Origin of the sequence: Sphingomonas aliaeris, assembly GCF_016743815.1 — a bacterium.
In the GTDB taxonomy this organism is placed as follows: Bacteria; Pseudomonadota; Alphaproteobacteria; order Sphingomonadales; family Sphingomonadaceae; genus Sphingomonas; species Sphingomonas aliaeris.
Map to the genome: position 1 here is coordinate 374,565 of NZ_CP061035.1, position 20,554 is coordinate 395,118.

The following is a 20,554-nucleotide window of genomic DNA, read 5'->3' on the forward strand; positions in this document are numbered from 1 at the left end:
CGGTGCCGGGGATGACGTACGCCACGCGGCATGACATCATGCCGGGCATGACCCAGGACGACGAAACGGCGATCCGCACCGCCTCGACCAGCATCGACGATCCGGTGCAGGCGGCGCGCGCGCTGTTCCGCGAACTCGATCCGCCGACGCTCGCCGGCGTGCTGCTGTTCTGCTCCAGCCGCTACCGGCTCGACGCCCTTGCCGCTGCGATCACCGATTGTACCGAGGGGCTGACGGTGATCGGCTGTACCTCGTCGGGCGAGATCACGCCCGAGGGGATCGCCGAGGGCACGATCACCGCAATCGGCTTTCCGGCCAGCCACTTCACGCTGAACGCGATGCGCTTCGAGGATCTCGATCATTTTGACGAGGACGAGGCGCAATGCTCGGTCCGCGCGCTCGTCGCCGCCGCGCGCGAGACCTCGCGCGCGCTTGGCGAACAGCTACACCGCGCGGCGATCTTTCTGGTCGATGGCCTGTCGCACCGCGAGGAGATGCTGACCGTCACGGTGCAGGATGCGCTCGGCGAGATACCGCTGATCGGCGGATCCTCGGGCGACGGGCTCGATTTCAAGGAGACGTTCGTTTTCCATGACGGGGCGTTCCGGCGCGATGCCGCCCTGGTGGCGATCCTCTCCTCGACCCGGCCGATGAAAGTGTTCCGATCGCAGCATTATCAGCCCGGTACGGTCAAGATGGTGATCACCGGGGCCGATCCGGTCGGCCGCGTGGTCAGCGAGATCAACGCCGAGCCCGCTGCGGCGGAATATGCCCGGTTGACCGGGGTGACGGTCGATCAACTGGGTATCGGCGTCTTTTCGTCGCGCCCGCCGATGGTGCGCGCGGGCGGTCAATATTATGTGCGCTCGATCCAGAGCGCCAATGCGGACGGCAGCCTGACCTTTTATTGTGCGATCGACGAGGGCGTCGTGCTGACGCTGGGCGAGGGGCGCGATATCGTCGCGGGGTTGGAGACGCTGTTCGCCGATCTCGACGCCCAAGTCGGTGGGATCGACCGCATCATCGGCTTCGATTGCGTGCTCAACAAGGTCGAGGTCGAGCAGCACCAGCTCACCCGGCGCGTGTCGCAAATGTACGTCGAGCAACGCGTTACAGGGTTCAACACCTATGGCGAGCAATTCCACGCGCTGCACGTCAACCAGACGTTCAGCGGCCTGGCGATAGGGAAGTGATGGCAACGCGCGCCGCCAACGACGACAGCGACCGGATCACCGAGCTCGAGCGCGAAGTTGCCAAGCTCCGCCGGATCAACACCGCGCTGATGGACCGGGTCGAGCGCTCGACCGACCTCCAGGGGAATGCCTTTTCGCTGTTCGAGACCGCGATCAGCCTGGAGGGCAAGGTGCGCGAGCGCACCACCGATCTCGAACGTACGCTTGGCGAACTTGCACAAAGCAACGCCGCGCTTGCCGTCGCCAAGGAGCAGGCGGACGACGCGCAGTTGAGGCTGCGCGACGCGATCGAGAGCATCAACGAAGGCTTCGCGATCTTCGACGCGGACGACCGGCTGGTGCTGTGCAACCAGACCTATCTCGGTCTGTGGCCGAACATCGCCGCCCGCATCGTGCCGGGGGTGAGTTTCGCCGAGATCGCCGCGATGATCGGCAAGGACGGTACGACGCTAGGCGCGATGGTCGCGCCCGATCGCTGGGTGTCGGAGCGGATGGCGCAGCGCATGGTGGCGGGCGGCGGCACCGTCCATGCGCTGGCCGATGGACGCTGGATCCAGATCAACGAATTGCGGACGAGCGACGGCGGGATCGTCGGCGTCTATACCGACATCACCGAGGTGAAGGCCGAGGATGCCCGGCTGCGCACGCGCGAGCTGGCCGAGAAGAGCGCGATCCTGCAGGCGACGCTCGACACGATCCCGCAGGGCGTATGCGTGTACGATGCCGAGCGGCGGCTGGTCGCGTGGAACGATCCGCTGCTCGCGGTGATCGGGCTGCCAGCGGACGGCATCTCCTATATCACGACGCATGACGGGCTGGTGCGTGCCTGCACCGACCTCAACGGTCCGATGGAGGAGAACCGCCCGCTCGACTGGCTGGGCGAGGACGCGCCGGAAACCGTATCGCGGCGACATCATGCCGGCGGCAAGGTGGTCGAGGTGCGCCGCGCGCCAATGCCGGGCGGGGGCATGGTGATGAGTTTCGGCGACATCACCGAGAGCATCCGCGCCGCGCGCTCGCTCAAGGAGACCAACGAGACGCTGGAACGCCGTGTCGAGGAGCGCACCGCGGACATCAACGCGGTCAATCGCGCGCTGAGCCAGGAGAATGCCGAACGCCTGGCGGTGGAGGCGGAACTGCGCGAGGCCAAGACCGCGGCCGAACAGGCGAACATTTCCAAGACCCGCTTCCTGGCGGCGGCGAGCCACGATCTGTTGCAGCCGTTGAACGCCGCGCGGCTATTCGTCGCGGCGCTGAGCGATCGCCGACTGGCGCTGCCGACGCGCGCGCTGGTGCGACAAACCGGATCGGCACTCGACTCGGTCGAGGATTTGCTCGAGGCGCTGCTCGAGATATCGCGGCTCGATGCCGGTGCGATCACGGTCGACCCGATCGACTTCGCGCTGGACGAATTGCTGCGCAGCATGAAGGCGGAATTCTTGCCGATCGCGCGTGAGCGCGGGCTGGTGCTGAAGATCGAGGAGAGTGGGCAATGGGTCCGCTCCGACCCCCGGCTGTTGCGGCGAATCCTGCAGAACCTCATCTCGAACGGGCTGCGCTACACGACGCACGGATCGATTGAGGTGACGGTGACGCTGCATGACGGCGCGCTGGAGATCGCGGTGACCGACACCGGGATGGGCATCGCACCGGAACATCATGCCGAAGTGTTCGAGGAATTCCGCCGCATCGGTGATACCGGGCGCGGCATCGGCCTGGGCCTTGCGATCGTGCAGCGTGCGACGCGCATGCTGGGTCACGGCATGACACTGGAATCGCGCATCGGGCAGGGCTCGCGGTTTGCGCTGATCGTTCCGCCGGGTCAGCCGCGCACGGTTGCCGAAGTGGCAATCGCCCCGGTGCGACGCGGGCAACTCGACGGGCAGGCGATCCTGGTGATCGACAACGAAGCCGCGATCCTCGAGGGGATGGCGGTGCTGCTGCGAGGCTGGGGCTGCAATGTCGCCGGCGCACGCGATGCCACTGCGGCGGTGGCCAAGGCTGCGATCGCACGGCCGACCGTGCTGATCGCAGACTATCATCTCGACGACGATGCGACCGGCGACGCGGCGATCGATGCGGTACGTGCCAGTTGCAACGCGGATATTCCGGCGATCATGATCACCGCAGATCGCACGCCGGAACTGCGCGACCGGCTGAGTGCGCGGGGGCTGCATGTCCTGCAGAAGCCGGTGAAGCCGGCGCAGTTGCGCGCGTTGCTGACGCGGCTGACGCATTGAGCTTGCCGGATCGTCACCTGGTACTTGTTCCGGGGTCTACCGTGCCGCACACTTGTCGTCAGATGCTCTATCGTGGAGCAAGCTGCCTGGTGGACTCCGAAACAGTCCCAAGGTGACGGTAACACCGCGAGGTTAGGACGCCCCGAAATTCACCTTGTTGACGAGGATCACCGCCTGCGTGCGGCTGAACACCTTGAGCTTCGACAGGATCGCGGAGACGTGCGCCTTCACCGTCGTCATCGATACGTCGAGATCGTAGGCGATCTGCTTGTTGAGCTTCCCCGCCACGACCAGGCGCAGCACGACTTTCTGCTGCGGCGTCAGCGAGTCGATGCGGCGCAGGATCTCCGTATCCTCGGCATTGGCGGCCAGCTCGCCTTCCTCGATTTCCGGCGCGTAGATGTTGCCGGCAAGAACCTGCTTCAGCGCGTCGACGATCGCGCTGCGGCGGAGCGATTTGGGGACGAACCCCGCCGCGCCGGCGGCCAGCGCGGCGCGCGCTAGGCCGCGTTCCTGCGCCGCGGAGACGATCACTACCGGTACCGACGGAAACCGCTCGCGCAGTTCGATCAGCCCGGAAAAGCCGGTAGCGCCAGGCATGTTGAGATCGAGCAGGACGAGATCAAAATCGCCCTCGCGCTCGATCACCGAAGTCGCTTCCTCGAGCGAGGATGCCTCGAACAATTCGCAGCGGTCGAACGCCACCGCGATCACCGTACGCAGCCCGTCGCGCACCATCGGATGATCGTCGGCAATCAGCACCCGTTCCACGTATTCGCGACCCTCTTTGTTGCGCTCGCCCCCGTTCCGATCGGGCGTGCGTATCCCGATACGCCGCGCATGAACGTCGGGGGCGGCTTGCGCCACCCCCGACTGCTTCGCGACGCCGGCTGCCGTCACGATTTCGGCAGCTTGAACACCCAGAGAGCGCCGCCCTGGTTGATATGCTGAACCGCCTTGGCGACTTCGCCGCCCCACAGCGGCACCGCGCCGCCCCAGCCCGACATCACCGCGACATACTGCTCGCCGTCATCGGTCCAGGTGACGGGCGAGCCCACCACGCCCGATCCGGTATTGAACTTCCACAGTTCCTTGCCGCTCTTGGCGTCGAACGCCTTGAGATAGCCCTCGGGCGTTCCGGTGAAGACGAGGTTGCCTGCGGTGCTCAGCACGCCGCCCCAGAGCGGTGCCTTGTTCTTGTATTCCCAGGCGATCTTGCCCGTCGCCGGATCGATCGCGCGGAGCACGCCGATATGGTCGTCGTACAGCGGCTTGATCGTGAAGCCGGCACCCAGATACGCCGCGCCCTTCTTGTAGGCGATCGGCTCGTTCCAGATGTCCATGCCCCATTCGTTCGACGGCACGTAGAACATGCCCGTCTGCTGGCTGTAGGACATCGGCATCCAGTTCTTCGCGCCAAGGAACGCGGGGGCCGAGAACACGGTCGTGCCCTTCTCCGCGGTCGGTGCGCCCGGACGGTTGGCGTCGACATAGTTCGGCCGGCCGGTCTTCAGGTTGAAGCCGTTCGCCCAGGTGATCTTGGAAACGAAGGGCGTCGCCTGCTGCAGCTTGCCGTTGGTGCGGTCGATGATGAAGAAATAGCCGTTGCGATCGGCCTTGGCGCCGAGCTTCATCATCTTCCCGCCACGCATCGCATCGAACGGGATCAGTTCGTTGACGCCGTCAAAGTCCCAGCCGTCGTGCGGGGTCGTCTGATAGGCCCATTTCACTTGACCCGAGTCGGGATCGATGCCGAGCGTCGAGGCGGTGTAGAGGTTGTCGCCGGGGCGCAGGTGGCTGTTCCACGGCGCGGGGTTGCCCGTGCCCATGAAGATCAGGTTGGTGTCGGGATCGTATGTACCGCCCAGCCAGGTCGCACCGCCGCCGGTCTTCCACTGGTCGCCCTGCCAGGTCGCGTTGGTCTTGCCGGTGATGCCGTTGGGCTGGCCGTTCATCATGCCCATATGGCCCTCGATCGTCGGGCGCGACCAGATCAGCTCGCCGGTGTTGACGTCGCGCGCCTGCACCTCGCCGACCGCGCCGAATTCGCCGCCCGAATTGCCGACGATCACCTTGCCCTTCACGATCATCGGCGCGGCGGTGAAGCTGTAGCCCGCCTTGTAGTCGGCGATCTGCTTGTTCCAGATCACCTTGCCGGTGTTGCGGTTGAGCGCGACGAGGCGCGCATCGAGCGTGCCGAAGATGATCTTGTCGCCGTAGATCGCGGCACCGCGATTGACGACGTCGCAGCACGGCACGATCGCATCGGGCAGACGCGCGTCATACTGCCACTTTTCCTCGCCGGTCTTCGCGTCGAAGGCGAACAGGCGGCTGTACGAGCCGGTGACGTAGATCGTGCCGTCGTAGACGAGCGGCTGCGATTCCTGGCCGCGCTGCTTCTCGCCGCCCAAGGATGCGGTGAAGGCGGGGACCATGCGGCCGACGTTCGAGCTGTTGATCTGCGTGATCGTGCTGAAGCGCTGCGCGCGCGGGCCCATGCCGTACGTCAGCACGTTCTCGGGCGTCTTCTCGTCGTTCATCAGATCGGCGTCGGTCGGGCCGGCCCCGGCGGCAGCCGCCACGGGGGCAGGGGCGGCGACCGGCGCGGCGGCGGGTGCCGTCTCGTCGGCGGCTAGCAGCGGCGCGGCGAACATCGCGCTGCCGAGCGCCAGCATCGAGGCATTTCGCAGGAACAGTTTCATCGTCTTCTCCCCTAGATTTTCACGACCGTTATCGGTGCTTTGCGCGTCCCGTGCGGCGCGCTCGTGTACAAGAGTATCAGGCGGGGCCGGCCCGCCAATTGGACCTTGGGACCATTCTCAGGATCGGAATGCATCGACCCGCTGAAAACCGTTCGTCCTGAGTAGCGGCTGAGCTTGTCGAAGACGCGTATCGAAGGACCTCTTAGCGCGCGCCAACGGTGCTTCGATACAGGCCTTCGATACGCCTGCGGCTACTCAGTCCCTGCTCAACACGAACGGGTTAGTGATCAGGACGCGATCGGATCGCGCGGCGCGACGCCGTATTTTTTCAGGATCGCCGCGACCGTGCCGTCCTTCTTCAGATCGCCCATCACGCTCTCGAGCGTGTCGCCAAGATCGCGGCTATTGTCTTTGACCGCCAGCGCGATGTCCCAGCCGGGGCTGGTCAGTGCCGGCAGCGGCCCTTTGCGGGCGCGCATCGCATCGGGATCGACGCCGACCATCGCATGTTCGACCTGCGCACGCGTCGCCATCGCGACATCGCTCTTGCCGTCGCGGACCTGACCCAAAGCCGCCATGCCGCTCGGCACATGCTGCACGTCGCCGCGCAGCACGCCGCCGAACGATCCGCTGAGGTAGAAATCGGGGATTGAATCGAGTTCCGCGACCAGTTTGCGCCCCTTGAATTGCGGCGGCGGTAGTTCGCAATCGACCTCCTTGCCGCATGCCAGCGCGAAGCCTTCGCGGTAATAAGGCGCGACGATCACGACCTCTTCGTTGCGCAGCGCGAACGCGCGGTCGTACGGCACGTGCATCATCACGTCGCTAAGTTGCCCGCCGGTAGCCGGCCCCTTCCACACGATGATGCGCATATCTTCGTCCACGTCCTCGCCAGCGAGATAGTCGCGGATTTGCGCCTTAACGCCGATTTTCGCGGCCAATGCCTGGCCCAGTTCGACGTCGATCCCGCGCGGCGTGTCGCCGTCCATCCATGCCCAAGGCTCGAAATCGCGGTACACGCCGACGTGCAGCACGCCCGCCGCCTTTACCTTGTCCAGCGACGCGGCGCGAAGCGGGATGGCGGGCAGGGCGATCGCCGCGCCGATGCCGGCGAGCACGTTACGACGCGTGAAGCTCATTCCTGGTGCTTCGAATCAAGCCAGGAGCGGATCGCCCAGCCGGCCTTCTGCCCCAGAATATCCCCCATCGGTGGCATGTAGACCTTCCCGTCGCGCGCCGCGCCGTGCTGGAAGCGGTCCATGAACCATTCGTCGCCCGCCTCGCCCGCATCGAGATACCGCAGGTCGGGCGCGATCCCGCCCGAGATCGCCTCAAGCCCGTGGCAGCGCGCGCAATTCTGGCCATAAGCGCTTTCACCGATCTTCTGCGCGGCGGCATAGACCTTGGGATCGGCGCGGAACGGGTTCTTGGTCAACCACGCATCGCCGATCGCCGGCAATGCGGTGGTGTCGACCGGCTGCGGCAGGACGTTGCCGTGCGCGAGCAGGTTGCCGGTGATCGCGGCGGTGGCGATGCCGCTTGCGACAATCAGCGCAAGGGTCGAGGAACGGGGCTTTTTCATGCGCGACGACTCTCCATGCCCGCATTCACTAAACTGCGGATTTTTTCGATGCTCTTTCTATGGGGCTGCCCGGTACCACCCTATTGCACTTAGGTATTGCATGCGCGCGGGCAGGTTTCAGATACGATCAGTCCATGCTTAGAATCCTGCTCCCGCTCGCCCTGTTGATCCCCGCCGCAGCGCAGGCCGAGACGATCTACGTCTCGAACGAGAAGGGCAACAGCATCACCGTGATCGACGGCGCGACGCTCGCCGTCACCGCGACCTGGCCGGTCGGGCGGCGTGCACGCGGCATCCAGATATCGAACGACGGGAAGTTCCTCTATCTCTGCGCGAGCGACGACAATGCCGTGCAGGTGATCGACACCGCGACCGGCAAGGTCGTCGCCGACCTGCCCTCGGGCGAGGACCCTGAGCAGATCGGCCTGTCGCCCGACGGCAAGACCCTGTTCGCGACCAACGAGCGCGACAACATCTTGACCGCGATCGACATCGCCACCCGCGCGGTGCTATTCCAAGTGCCCGTCGGCGAAGAACCGGAAGGCGTTGCGGTCAGTCCCGACGGAAAGACGGCGGTATCGACCTCGGAGACCGACAGCGCGATCGACTGGGTCGATATCGCCTCGAAGAAGGTGATCGCCGAAACGCCGGTCGGCGATCGTCCGCGTCACGTCGAGTTCACCCGCGACGGCAGGTTCCTGTGGGCGAGTTCCGAGATCGGCGGCAACGTCGCGATCATCGACACGGCGACGCACAAGATCGTGAAGACGATCGAGTTCAAGATCGACAACGTGTTCCAGGACAAGGTGCTGCCGGTCGGCATCCGCTTCACGCCGGACCAGAAGCTCGCAGTGGTCGCGCTCGGCCGCGCGGATCATATCGCGATCGTCGATGTCGCGAGCGCGAAGGTGCTGTCCTACGTCCCCGTCGGGCGGCGCGTCTGGCACGTCGGGATCGGAACAGGCGGTAGTGGGGAGGGTACTCGCGTGTTCACGGCCAATGGACTTTCGGACAATGTCTCGGTGGTCGATATCGCCTCTCCCAAGGTCGTCGCCACCATTCCCGCAGGGCGCGCGCCTTGGGGGGTCGCGATCCGACCCTAGGTCCAACGCACTTTAGTCCAATTTCCTGAGAACGCTCCCAGCCCCAGCGTAGCGTGCAGATCGGCACCGCGAGAACGCTCGCCGACATCAGGGAGGGAAGACATGAGGGGCACGAAGTTCTTGGGCGCGGCTTGCGCCATGGCGATGCTGGCGGCGGCGACGCCGGCCTTCGCGCAGGACGACGCGACCAGCGCGTTGCTGCTGCGGCTTAAGGAAAAGGGAATCCTCACCGACGAGGAATATACCGAACTGGTCAGCCGCAAGTCGGCGCAACCAGCCGAGGTCGCGACCAGCGCACCGCAGGCACCGCAGGCTGCGGCGCAGGCTCAGCTCGACGAGAAGCGTTCGGTGAAGATGACCGACAGCGGCGTCGGCATGGAATTCGGCGGCGTGACCGTAAAGTTCTCGGGCTCGGTCAACGGCTTCTACGTCCATGACTCGCCGGATCGGTCGCGCACCAACACGACGGTCGCGGGCGGCATCGCCAATGTCGGCGGGCGCAGCACCTCGTCGATCCGCAACGGCCTGCTGCCGGGCATCTTCGGGATCGACGTCTCGACCAACCAGGGCGGCTGGGACGTCGCGGCGCATTTCGGCTTCTATCCCGGCATCAACAGCGTCTCGAACGTCGGCGGCGCGAACTCCGCCGGCACGCCGCAGGCGCTGGCCACATCGGGCATCGATGCCCGCCAGACATACCTGACGTTCGGCAAGCCGTCGTTCGGCACGGTCAAGATCGGGCGCGACATCGGCCTGTTCGGGTCGGACGCGATCCTCAACGACATCACGTTGCTGTCGGTCGGGTCGAGCGGCAACAATGCGGGGCCGTCGAACACCTCGCTCGGGCGGATCGGGTCGGGCTATATCTACACCGATTTCCAGCCGCAGATCACCTATACCACGCCCAAATTCGGCGGGTTCCAGGCGTCGGTCGGCGTTTTCCAGCCGCTGCTGACGATCGGCAATACCGAACTGAACAGCTCGCCCGGCTTCCAGGCTAAGCTGACCTACGACTTCAAGGCGGACGATTTCTCCGGTCATCTATGGGCGGCGGGAATCACGCAGAAGCATGACGGGATCGGCGCCAGCCCGAGCTATACCGGCAACGGCTTCGACGTCGGCGCCAAGCTGACCTATGGCGGCGCGGGCCTCCTCGGTTATTACTATAACGGATCGGGTCTGGGCACGATCGGCCTGTTCCTGCTCTCGAGCGCGGCGAACGGCCGCCGCCGCGACAGCGACGGCTTCTATCTGCAGGGCACCTACACGGTCGGCAAGCTGACCGCCGGCCTCAGCTACGGCGAGAGCAACCTCGATCTCGCGCGCGGCGAGATCAATCCGACGCTGGTCGACAAGAACAGCTCCTATGTCGGGCAGCTGCGCTACGGCCTGACCTCGTGGGTGACGCTGATCGGCGAATACACGCACACCAAGTCGGAGGCGCATGGCATCAACGAGGCGTCGTCGAACACGCTGGCGGCCGGCGCGATTCTGTTCTTCTAGGGGCTTGGTCGCGGGGTGGACGCTGCTCAGGTCGCGTCGTCCACCCCGCGACCATCATCACCCGGAACCTGCCCGGGGTGACGGACAGGATGACAAGGTCAGACGATTGTGGGTCGACCGTAAATTTCAATCAGGTCCAACTCGAAACTCCGACGACGACGCGCTAGGGGCGGGCCGACACGGTCCGCCCCCTTTTCATGACAGACTTTCCAAGGTGCCCTTAATGCGTCGTTACTGCCTTTACATTCTCGCGCCACTGCTCCCGGCGACGGCCTTCGCGCAGACCGCGCCCGACCTGCAGCCCGACATCGTCGTCCTCGGTGCCGGCCTGCCGCTCCCGCCCGGCACGCCCGCTTATGGCTCGTCCTTGATCGATCGCACACGGCTGATCAACGAGGCGTCCGACCGCGTCGAGAATGTGCTGAAGGACGTTGCCGGCTTCCAGCAGTTCCGCCGCTCGGACAGCCGCTCGGCCAATCCATCCGCGCAGGGCGTGACGCTCCGCGCACTGGGCGGGAACGCGTCGAGCCGCGCGCTCGTACTTCTCGACGGCGTGCCGCTCGCCGATCCGTTCTTCGGCTACATCCCGTTCACCGCGCTGTCGGGCGACCGCCTGTCGGGCGTGCGCATCACGCGCGGCGGCGGGGCGGGGCCGTTCGGGGCGGGCGCGGTGGCCGGTGCGATCGAGCTGGTCAGCGCGACGCGCGCCGATCTGCCGCGCGTCTCGGGCAGCGCGTTCTACGGCAGCGACGACGCGATGAGCGTCCAGGGGGCGATCTCGCCCGATCTGGGCGGCGGCTATGCCACGCTGTCCGGCCGGTTCGAACGCGGCGACGGTTTCTTCACCACCCCCGTCAACCAGCGCGTCGCGGCTACGGCCCGCGCGCGCTATCGCGACTGGTCGGGCAGCTTGCGCGCCGTCGCGCCGATCGACTCGGAGACGGAAGTCCAGTTTCGCGGCCTCGTCTATGGCGACAACCGCACGCTGCGCTTCGACGGCGCCGACAGTTATTCCGAAGGGCAGGACGCGAGCATCCGCCTCGTCCACCGCGGCGCGTGGAAGGTCGATGCGCTCGCCTATATCCAGGCGCGCAATTTCGGCAACAAAGTGATCAGCGCGACCAATTTCCGCCTGACGCTCGACCAGCGCAATACGCCGAGCACCGGCATCGGCGGCAAGATCGAGCTCCGCCCGCCGGTCGGCGCAGACCACGTGCTGCGCATCGGGCTCGACACGCGGGTCGGCGATGGCGAACTGTTCGAGGACGCGTACAGCACCGTGACCCGCCTCGTCACCACGCGTCGCAACGCCGGCGGGCGCACCAGCACCACCGGGCTGTTCGTCGAGGACGACTGGACGATCGGCCGCCTCGTGCTGACCGGCGGCGGGCGCGTCGATCGCTGGACGATCACCGACGGTTTCTTCCGCGAGGCCAATCCTGTCGGCAACCTGACCAGCAATTTGCGGTACGCCGATCGCAAGGGCACCGAGGCAACCGGCCGCGCCGGACTGCTCTTCAAGGCATCGAACGCGATCGCGCTGCGTGCGGCAGGCTATACCGGCTTCCGCCTGCCGACGCTCAACGAACTGTACCGCCCGTTCGTCGTCTTCCCGGTGACGACGCAGGCCAACGCCGCGCTCGGGCTCGAAAAACTGCGCGGCGTCGAGGCGGGGCTGGACGTCCGCCCGGTCCCTGGCGTGACGCTCGGGCTGACCGCGTTCTACAACCGGCTGAACGACGCGATCGCCAACGTCACGATCGCCACCAACGTACGCCAGCGCCGCAACGTCGAGGCGGTGATCGCCAAGGGCGTGGAGTTCACCGCCGACGCGATGCTCGGGACAGTCTCGCTCAACGCCAGCTACGCCTACAGCCACTCGACCGTGCGCGACGCCGGTGCGCTGAACGGTTTCACGCCCTCGCAAAGCCCGCGCCATGCCGCCAGCGCGACGCTCGGCTGGGCCCCGGCGCCACGCTGGTCGCTGTCGGGCACGTTGCGCTATGTCGGCAGGCAGTTCGAGGACGATCTCGAAAAGGACGTATTGCCCGACGCGCTGACGCTCGATGCAGTGGCCAGCGTGCCGCTCGGCGCGCACGTCGCGATCGTCGGGCGCGCGGAGAACGTGTTCGACGAGAAGGTGGTGACGCGCAACCAGGCCGGGTCGATCGACCTCGGCACGCCGCGCCGGCTGTGGATCGGCGTGCGATTGAACTGAAGGGGACGAGATGACCGACGAGACCTATCCGGTGCCGGCCGCCTGGACGAATGCCCGGATCGACGCCGCGGGCTATGCGCGCGAACATGCCCGGTCGCTCGACGATTCGAGCGGCTACTGGCTCGAAGAGGCCAAGCGGCTCGACTGGATAAAGGCGCCGACGGTCGCCGACGAAAGTGATTTTGCCGAAGAGAACTTCGCGGTGCGCTGGTTCGCCGACGGCCAGCTCAACGTCTCGGCCAATTGCCTCGACCGGCATCTGGCGACACGCGGCGACAAGGTCGCGATCGTCTGGGAACCCGACGATCCCGCTGCCGACCCGCGCCGCATCACCTATGCCGAACTCCATGCCGAGGTATGCCGCTTCGCCAACGTCCTGAAGGGCAGGGGAGTCAGGAAGGGCGACCGCGTCACGCTGTACCTGCCGATGATTCCCGAGGCGGCGGTGGCGATGCTCGCCTGCACGCGGATCGGCGCGATCCATTCGATCGTGTTCGGCGGTTTCTCACCCGAGGCGCTCGCCGGGCGGATCACCGATTGCGACAGCCGCATCGTCGTCACCGCTGACGAGGGCCGGCGCGGTGGCAAGCGCGTGCCCCTGAAGGCCAACGTCGATGCCGCGGCGAAACTCGCGCCGAGCCTCGACACGGTGATCGTGGTCAAGGCAACCGGCGGCGACATCGCGATGACCGAGGGCCGCGATGTCTGGTACGGCGATCTGATCGCCACCGCCGATATGGAGTGCCCGCCCGAGCCGATGAACGCGGAGGACCCGCTGTTCCTGCTCTACACCAGCGGCTCGACCGGCAAGCCCAAGGGCGTGGTCCATACCACCGGCGGCTACCTGCTATGGGCGGCGATGACGCACGATCTGGTGTTCAATGTCGAGCCGGACGACGTCTATTGGTGCGCGGCGGACGTCGGCTGGGTCACCGGGCACAGCTATATCGTCTACGGCCCGCTCGCCAACGGCGTCACGACGCTGATGTACGAAGGCGTGCCCAACTGGCCGAGCCCGGCGCGGATGTGGGAGGTGGTCGATCGCCACCAGGTCGCGCAACTCTACACGGCCCCTACCGCTCTGCGCGCTTTGATGAAGGAAGGGGACGACCATGTCACGGGCACGAGCCGTACGTCGCTGAAACTGCTCGGCAGCGTCGGCGAGCCGATAAACCCCGAGGCGTGGCGCTGGTATCACGACGTCGTCGGCGAGGGGCGCTGCCCGATCGTCGATACATGGTGGCAGACCGAGACCGGCGGGCACATGATCACGCCGCTGCCCGGCGCGACCGCGCTGAAACCCGGCAGCGCGACCTTCCCGTTCTTCGGCGTCGAGCCGAAGCTGGTCGATGCCGAGGGCGCGGTGCTCGACGGTCCGGCGGAAGGCAATCTCGTCATCGCGCGAAGCTGGCCGGGGCAGATGCGCACCGTGTGGGGCGATCACGAGCGCTTCTTCCAGACCTATTTCAGCACCTATCTGGGCACGTACTTCACCGGCGACGGCGCGCGCCGCGATTCCGGACGGATACTGGTGGATCACCGGTCGCGTCGACGACGTGATCAACGTGTCGGGCCATCGCATGGGCACGGCGGAAGTCGAATCCGCCTTGGTGCTGCACAAGACCGTCGCCGAGGCCGCGGTCGTGGGGTTCCCGCACGACATCAAGGGGCAGGGCATCTACGCCTACGTCACGTTGAACGCGGGCGAGACGGGGTCCGATGCGTTGCGCACCGAGCTCGTCAAATGGGTCCGGCAGGATATCGGCCCGATCGCCACGCCCGACGCGATCCAGTTCACCCCCGGCCTGCCCAAAACCCGCTCGGGCAAGATCATGCGCCGCATCCTGCGCAAGATCGCGGAAGGGGACGTTTCCAGCCTTGGCGACACCAGCACGCTGGCGGACCCGAGCGTGGTCGATGATCTGGTGGCGAACCGGGTGGGGTAAATCCACTCTACTCCCCTCCCTTGCAGGGAGGGGAGTAGTACCTTCGTCCAATGGCGGCGGCATCCCCCGACCCCGACACTCGCCGCTCACGGGGGGGACGAGAATGCGATCGACCGGATCGTTCAAGCGCGCGCTGATCGCCGCCGGTGCCGCGGCATTGCTGGCGCTTGCCGCGATGGCGATCACGCTGGCGGTCGGTCTCGCGCGCGCCGACCGGTTGCTCGATCGCGTGTCGCGCTCGCAGACGCAGCTGGCACTCGTCACGCGGCTGGAGGCGGACCTCAACGCCGTCCCCGCCGCTCCGCCGGACCGACGCACCGCCGCGCTGGCCGACCTCGCCCGATCGGTGGCGACCTATCGCCGTACGATCGAGGCCGAAACGCCGATCGTCCCGAAGGACGCGCTGCCCGCACAGGCGATCGAAGCGCGCCAGGCCGCCGAACTCGCCACCCTGATCGCGCGCGGACGGGCAGGCGACATCGATCGCTTCCGGGTCCTGGCGCGCGCGATCGTCACGTCGGAGCGGATCGAGGCGGACGATGCGCTCGCGGCGATGCGCACGCTTCGCCGGACCGGCACGGGAACCGCGATCCTGCTGCCGATCCTCGTGGCGCTCGCCGGCATGTTCGCCATGCTGTGGATGCTCGCCAACCTGTTGCGGCCGATCGGTGCGCTGCGCCGCGGCGTAACCGCGCTGGCGCAGGGCGACACGGCGCGCGTGGATACGAGCGGGTTCAGCGATTTCGACGATCTCGCGCACGGCTTCAACGCGATGGCTGATCGCATCGCCGCCGCCAGCCGCCATCTCGAAGCCCAGGTCGCCGAGCGGACCACTGCCCTCGCCGACCGCAACGAACGGCTGGCTGCGATCGACGCGAACCGCCGCCTGTTCTTCGCGCAGGTCGGCCATGAGCTGCGCACCCCCGTGACGGTGATGATGGGCGAGGCCGAGGTCGCGCTGCGCGATGTCGCGACCCCGCCCGACGCGCTGCGCGACGCACTCGGCCATGTCGTCGCCAACGGACAGTTCGTGCAGCGCCGGCTGGAGGATCTGCTGGCGCTCGCCAGTGCCGAGGACGGCCGGTTAATGATCGCGAGCGTGCCGATCGATGTTGCCGCGGTGATGCGCGACGTTGCGCGACAGGCCGGGCCGTTCGCGCGCTCCAGCGGCAGTGAGATCGCCTTGACGGGATCGGCGCAGGCGCTGCGCCTGCGGGGCGACGCGAGCTGGCTGCACCAGGCGCTGCTCGCGTTGATCGACAATGCGGTCAAGCATGGCGGCGGCGGCAGGATCGACCTGACGCTCGCTCGCGAAGCCGGGCGCGCCACGCTGACCGTCGCCGATGATGGGCCGGGCGTGTCGGAGGCCGATCTGCCGCATCTGTTCGATACGCATTACCGAGCGACCGACCGTCGTGGCGGCTCCGGGCTCGGGCTCGCGGTCGCGCGCTGGGTGGCGGAGGCGCATCGCGGGACGATCGGCGCGGCCAACCGCGTCGGCGGCGGGCTGGCGGTGCGCATCGATCTGCCGCTCGCGGCATGAACATCCTGCCCGGCGCGGCAAGCGCCAGCATCCTTCTGGTCGAGGACGATCCCGGTATCGGCCGGTTCGTCAGCCGCGGGCTGGCTGCCGAGGGCTATGCGGTCGACTGGCGGCGCGGCGGCAACGGGGTCGCGACCGCGCTGGCGAGCGAGGGCTATGCCGCTGCGGTGCTCGATCTCGGACTACCGGACATGGACGGGCTCGATCTGTGCCGCACGCTTCGCCGGGACGGGATCGATGTGCCAGTCCTGATGCTCACCGCGCGCGCGTCGCTCGACGACCGGCTCGACGGGTTCCGCGTCGGCGCGGACGATTATCTGCCCAAGCCATTCGCGTTCGAGGAACTGGTCGCGCGGCTCAAGGTGCTCGTGCGGCGCGGGCAGGGTGGTCGCCGCCTGCTCGCGGTCGGCACGTTGGCGCTCGATCTCGACCGCCGCCGCGCGACGATCGGCGCTACGGAGGTCATGGCATCGCCGCGCGAATTCGACCTGCTCGCCTTCCTTGCCGAACGGGCCGGGCAGGTCGTGGCCCGCACGGCGCTGCTCGACGGCGTGTGGGGGCAGGAGGCCGATCGCACCGAGAACAATGTCGACGTCTATATCGGCTATCTCCGGCGGCGCATTGCCGGGATCGACGGCGCCCCGACGATCGCCACGGTCAGAGGCCAGGGCTTTCGACTGACATGACTTGATCGATCGGGGCTACTTCCCGTCGATCCGGGGCAGAAGCTCCGCCTCCAGCGCCGGATAGAGGTGTGACACTGACCGCTGCAGTTCGTACCGCGCGGCCTTGACGCGTGCGAAGCGCGGCGGGATCGGCATCTCGCCCGCCGCGACCATGTCGCGCCCTTCGGCCACCGCCTGGCGCAACGCCGGCTCCAGCCAGTCCAGCCAGTCGCGTGTCTGGTCGATCGCGGCGTTCGGCGTGGGATCGATCGGCCCGTGCCCGGGTACCACGCTCTTGTGCGCGACCGCCTTCAGCGTATTTAGGCTGGTCCGCCATGTCGCCAGATCGGCATGCGGCGTCGATGGCGCGCGGTCGTGGAACACCAGGTCGCCGGCGATCAGCGTGCCGGTCTGCTCGTCGAGCACCGCGAGATCGGCCGGGCTATGCCCGGCGAGTGGCAGCAGGCGGAAACGACGCCCGCCGAATTCCTCGCTCGGACCGTCGATCGTCTTGCCGGGCATGTGGAAGATCGTGCCCCGCATCCAGTCGCCGAGCAGGCGGTACATGCCGGCGGTAAAGCTCTCGCCCTCGCTCTTCAGGATATCCATCAGCTGGGGCGTCGCGGCGACGATCGCCGGATCGAACGCCCCGGCGCCGTAGATATGATCGGGATGCAGGTGCGTCAGGTAGACGCGCACGATATTCTGCCCGGTCAACTGCTCGACCAGCGGCTTCAGCTGCAAGCCGTAGCGCAGCGACGTGCCGCAATCGACCAGCACCGTACCGGCGGGCGTCGCGAGGATCGTCAGGTTGGCGATCGCGCCGCCATTGGCCATCTCGATCGGCCCGTCGGTGCCACGGATCAGCCAGATGCCGTCACCCACCGCCTCGGGCCGGATCTTGTAGGTCAGCGCCTGCGCCCAGGCAGGCGCGGCAAGCGCGCCGGCGAGGCCGGCCAGTACCGCGCGACGAGCGAGCATCAGCGCGCGGCGAGCGCGGCGGGTGCCGCCTTCACCGCCAGCGTGCCGGCATAGGCGATGCCGTTCGTGTCGAGCCCCGCCAGTACGATCCGGTCGCCGACCGCCGCCTCGGGCATCACCGTGATCGTCGGGTCCTCGGCGACCGACGCCTCGATCTGTATGCTGCCCAAGCTGCTGCCGTCGGCCCGCTTCAGCTCGACGGTTTCCAGATTGTAGATCGGCGTGTTGCCAACGAACCCGGTATCCATCGGATGCCGGAACGCCAGCGCCACGCGCGTGCCGCCCGCGTCGTGTTGCGCCACGCCGCGCACCTCGCCCAGGTGTTCTGCCCAGTCGCCCTTGGCGCGGCTCAGCGGCGGCATCGAGCAGCCCCCGCCCGCCGCATCGACCCAGCCGCCGCTCACCAGCCAGCTGCCGTCGGCCAGCTGCACCGCCCCGCGTACCGGCGTGCGCTGGTCGAGCTTGATCCGCGTCGACAGGAAGGCGGCCGCAGCGGTCGGCGTGTAATCGATCGCCAGCGGGATCGGGTTCAGATCGGCGAACAGGATGACGCGCTTCACGCCCGCTATGCCGCGCGCATCGACCGTCACGGGAAAGCTGCGCTGGTTCTCCGCGATTTCGGGATAGATCACCTTCACCCGGTCGTCGAACCGGACCGGATCGTTACCGAAGAATGTCGCGCCGAGCGCAGTCCATGTCGGCGAGCCCAGCGGGTCCACCGGCAGCTTGGCGAGCGCGGGGCAGGGGGCGACCGCCAGCAAGGCAGCGACGACGAGGGGCATTTTGAGGGCCATGATCTTCTCCTAACGGCCATCTTATCACCATTCTCCGCCGCGCTACTATGGGACCAAGGGCGCATGGGAGACCCACGATGAAGACCGCCGCCGCTTTGCTCCTGGTGATCGCCACGTCGGCGTCGGCGCAGGACGCGCCGCTGTTCGATCCCGTCACGGGCTACCGCCTTACCGCCTATCGCGGGGTGGTCGATTCGGTGCCGGAAGGCGTCGTGCGGATCGATGCGCGGCAGGCCGCGGCGCTGCGCGGCAAGGCGGTGTTTCTCGACGTGACGCCGGCCGAGGGGGCGGTTCGCGACGCGGAAGGCACCTGGCGTCTCGCCATGCCCCATGCAACCATCCCCGGCGCGCACTGGTATCCGGAGGCTGGTCGCGGCATCCAGCCGGCCGGCATCGGCGCGTGGTTCGCCGATGGGGTGAAGCGTCTCACGCGCGGCCGTCGCGATACGCGTGTCGTCGTCTTCTGCCTCGCCGATTGCTGGATGAGCTGGAACGCCGCGCGCCGTCTGCGCCGCGCCGGCTACACGCGGATCAACTGGTTCTCCGAGGGATTAGACGGCTGGAAGGAGTCTGGCCGCACGCTCGCCGACGCCAGGCCCGACCGGTGATTTGGGGTCGCATCATGCACTCGATTGCCAGCGAAAGGTAAAAGGGATCGAGAAGCCGCCGACGCCGCCGATGGGACGGATCAGTTCGCCTAGGCTCGAAGACGTTATCAAAGCGTTGCGCTTCCGGCGCAATTGATGCGTCTGCGAATCGCGACCTAGTTTTCGAGATGAACGAATGGCGGAAGTTGAGACGTGCGAACGGCATCATGAACGACCGGGTTTGGGTCATTCCCGCCCCTGCGACGATTAACGAATGTAATTCTTGTTGGGAGTTTGGTCTGTACTGCTGCACTATCGCTGCCGGGTTGGTTGCCGATAAGCATCCTCCCCGGCCAGGGACGTCAAACGGTTCGGACCGCGCCGCCATCGATGATGAATTCGGCACCGTGGATCGCGGCGGCGCGATCCGAGGCCAGATAGGCGATCAGATCAGCCACTTCATGAGGTTCTGCCGCCCGTCCGATCGGGATGCCGCCCAAGCCATCGAGCACCAGTTGCCGCGCTTCCTCGATCTTGCCGCCATTCGCGGCCTGCAGGCGCTCGAGAAAGTCGGTCGCAGCCTCGGTGTTGATCCAGCCGGGCGAGACGGAGTTGACCCGCACGCCCTTAGGGCCCAGCTCCTTAGAAATAGACTTGCTGTAAGTTCTTAGCGCGCCTTTAGCGGCGGCGTAGGCGGTGGTTGATTCCTGCAGAGGCAGGATCGACTGAATCGAAGTGACATGCACCACCGTGCCAGCGCGTCGATCGATCATCTGCGGGACGAGCAGGCGATCAAGCCGGACGGCGGCAAGCAGGTTTAGGTTCATTTCGGCAAGCCAGTGCTCGTCTGTCAGCGCGACAAAGCCGCCGCCCGGCGACCCTGACCCGCCAACCACATGCGCCAGAATGTCGATCCCGCCCATCCTGTCTAGCGCCGCGTTGGCAAGCGCGTGGCTGCCGTCGGGAGTTGTCAGATCCGCCCGGACGAAGATAGCACCAGCTATCGGTTCGGCGTCGCTACGGGCGGCGGTAATGACCCGAGCGCCCCCTTGCAGAAAGCGCATGACGGTTGCGCGGCCCAATCCTTTGGTCCCCCCCACTAACAAGGACACGCTTGCCGGCGAACTCAGTCGCATCGATCGCGGCACTCACAGCGTAATCTCCAACGCCCTGATCGCATTGCCTTCGAGCGTGAAGGTGTAGGTGAACCGGAGGGGGCTGCCCGGAAAGTCGCCATGCGCTGGCCCTTCGACCACTACCTTGCCGTTCTCGTGGCGGACCGCTTCTGGCGTGAAGATTGCCTTCACTGGAATAACCTCTTCCTCGAACAGAGTTCGCAATTGAACCCGTCCTTCGAATTTCTTGTTAATGCCCGCGTCGAAGACGACGGCGTCGGGCACGAACGGCTGGAGCATTCCGTTCAGATCCAGACGGGCGTTTGCCGCGACATAATCCGTAATGGGCGTGGGAAGTTCGATGATCATTGCTCGGCTCCTT

16 protein-coding genes and 1 pseudogene are annotated in these 20,554 nt (G+C 66.7%); 9 read left to right on the forward strand and 8 right to left on the reverse strand.

Translation table 11 applies throughout. The features are described 5' to 3' along the window. The first annotated feature begins 47 nt into the window (after positions 1–47). Complete coding sequence (locus H5J25_RS01625) at positions 48–1,193, forward strand: FIST N-terminal domain-containing protein (RefSeq protein ID WP_202095897.1); 1,146 nt, start codon at positions 48–50, stop codon at positions 1,191–1,193. Then, positions 1,193–3,433: a hybrid sensor histidine kinase/response regulator gene (locus H5J25_RS01630; protein ID WP_202094074.1), complete on the forward strand. Its 2,241-nt coding sequence runs from the start codon at positions 1,193–1,195 to the stop codon at positions 3,431–3,433. Before H5J25_RS01625 ends, H5J25_RS01630 begins: the two co-directional genes overlap by 1 nt. 132 nt (positions 3,434–3,565) lie before the next feature. On the opposite strand, the gene H5J25_RS01635 is transcribed toward H5J25_RS01630, so the two are convergent. From H5J25_RS01635 to pedF, 4 genes are all read right to left on the reverse strand, one after another. Next, positions 3,566–4,258 (reverse strand): response regulator, encoded by a 693-nt coding sequence (locus H5J25_RS01635; RefSeq protein ID WP_263973968.1) that lies wholly within the window; start codon positions 4,256–4,258, stop codon positions 3,566–3,568. A 71-nt stretch (positions 4,259–4,329) separates the two neighbouring features. Further along, positions 4,330–6,087: a methanol/ethanol family PQQ-dependent dehydrogenase gene (locus H5J25_RS01640; RefSeq protein WP_202095899.1), complete on the reverse strand. Its 1,758-nt coding sequence runs from the start codon at positions 6,085–6,087 to the stop codon at positions 4,330–4,332. A gap of 335 nt (positions 6,088–6,422) precedes the next feature. After that, positions 6,423–7,274 (reverse strand): substrate-binding periplasmic protein, encoded by an 852-nt coding sequence (locus H5J25_RS01645; RefSeq protein ID WP_202094076.1) that lies wholly within the window; start codon positions 7,272–7,274, stop codon positions 6,423–6,425. Further along, complete coding sequence (gene pedF, locus H5J25_RS01650) at positions 7,271–7,717, reverse strand: cytochrome c-550 PedF (protein WP_202094084.1); 447 nt, start codon at positions 7,715–7,717, stop codon at positions 7,271–7,273. The genes H5J25_RS01645 and pedF overlap by 4 nt, the downstream gene beginning before the upstream one ends. Before the next feature lie 134 nt (positions 7,718–7,851). On the opposite strand from pedF, the gene H5J25_RS01655 reads away from it, so the two are divergent. The 6 genes and pseudogenes from H5J25_RS01655 to H5J25_RS01680 all read left to right on the forward strand — a co-directional run bounded on the left by H5J25_RS01655 (position 7,852) and on the right by H5J25_RS01680 (position 16,716). Continuing rightward, positions 7,852–8,820 carry a PQQ-dependent catabolism-associated beta-propeller protein gene (locus H5J25_RS01655; RefSeq protein WP_202094086.1) on the forward strand — a complete coding sequence of 323 codons (969 nt, stop codon included), beginning with the start codon at positions 7,852–7,854 and terminating at the stop codon, positions 8,818–8,820. 102 nt (positions 8,821–8,922) lie between these two features. After that, positions 8,923–10,323 carry a porin gene (locus H5J25_RS01660; protein WP_202094088.1) on the forward strand — a complete coding sequence of 467 codons (1,401 nt, stop codon included), beginning with the start codon at positions 8,923–8,925 and terminating at the stop codon, positions 10,321–10,323. 223 nt (positions 10,324–10,546) lie between these two features. Next, positions 10,547–12,541 carry a TonB-dependent receptor gene (locus H5J25_RS01665; RefSeq protein WP_202094090.1) on the forward strand — a complete coding sequence of 665 codons (1,995 nt, stop codon included), beginning with the start codon at positions 10,547–10,549 and terminating at the stop codon, positions 12,539–12,541. A 10-nt stretch (positions 12,542–12,551) separates the two neighbouring features. Then, a pseudogene (gene acs, locus H5J25_RS01670) lies at positions 12,552–14,487 on the forward strand (acetate--CoA ligase). Between the two features lie 103 nt (positions 14,488–14,590). Further along, the gene (locus H5J25_RS01675; protein ID WP_202094091.1) at positions 14,591–16,030 is read left to right on the forward strand and encodes a HAMP domain-containing sensor histidine kinase; all 1,440 of its coding nucleotides are present in this window, start codon (positions 14,591–14,593) and stop codon (positions 16,028–16,030) included. Next, positions 16,027–16,716 (forward strand): response regulator transcription factor, encoded by a 690-nt coding sequence (locus H5J25_RS01680; protein WP_202094093.1) that lies wholly within the window; start codon positions 16,027–16,029, stop codon positions 16,714–16,716. Before H5J25_RS01675 ends, H5J25_RS01680 begins: the two co-directional genes overlap by 4 nt. Positions 16,717–16,731: 15 nt before the next feature. Here H5J25_RS01680 and H5J25_RS01685 read toward each other — a convergent pair whose 3' ends face one another. Both H5J25_RS01685 and H5J25_RS01690 read right to left on the reverse strand, forming a co-directional pair. Beyond that, the gene (locus H5J25_RS01685; RefSeq protein WP_202095900.1) at positions 16,732–17,679 is read right to left on the reverse strand and encodes a quinoprotein relay system zinc metallohydrolase 1; all 948 of its coding nucleotides are present in this window, start codon (positions 17,677–17,679) and stop codon (positions 16,732–16,734) included. Further along, a complete protein-coding gene (locus H5J25_RS01690) occupies positions 17,676–18,470 on the reverse strand; it encodes a quinoprotein dehydrogenase-associated SoxYZ-like carrier (RefSeq protein WP_202094095.1) in 795 nt (264 codons plus the stop codon). The genes H5J25_RS01685 and H5J25_RS01690 overlap by 4 nt, the downstream gene beginning before the upstream one ends. A 77-nt stretch (positions 18,471–18,547) precedes the next feature. Here H5J25_RS01690 and H5J25_RS01695 point away from each other — a divergent pair, with 77 nt between their 5' ends. After that, complete coding sequence (locus H5J25_RS01695) at positions 18,548–19,078, forward strand: rhodanese-like domain-containing protein (protein ID WP_202094097.1); 531 nt, start codon at positions 18,548–18,550, stop codon at positions 19,076–19,078. 341 nt (positions 19,079–19,419) lie between these two features. On the opposite strand, the gene H5J25_RS01700 is transcribed toward H5J25_RS01695, so the two are convergent. Then, positions 19,420–20,121: an SDR family oxidoreductase gene (locus H5J25_RS01700; RefSeq protein ID WP_263973949.1), complete on the reverse strand. Its 702-nt coding sequence runs from the start codon at positions 20,119–20,121 to the stop codon at positions 19,420–19,422. 84 nt (positions 20,122–20,205) lie between these two features. Continuing rightward, positions 20,206–20,541, reverse strand: coding sequence for a nuclear transport factor 2-like protein (locus H5J25_RS01705; RefSeq protein WP_202094101.1), 336 nt, complete (start codon positions 20,539–20,541; stop codon positions 20,206–20,208). Positions 20,542–20,554: the final 13 nt, after the last annotated feature.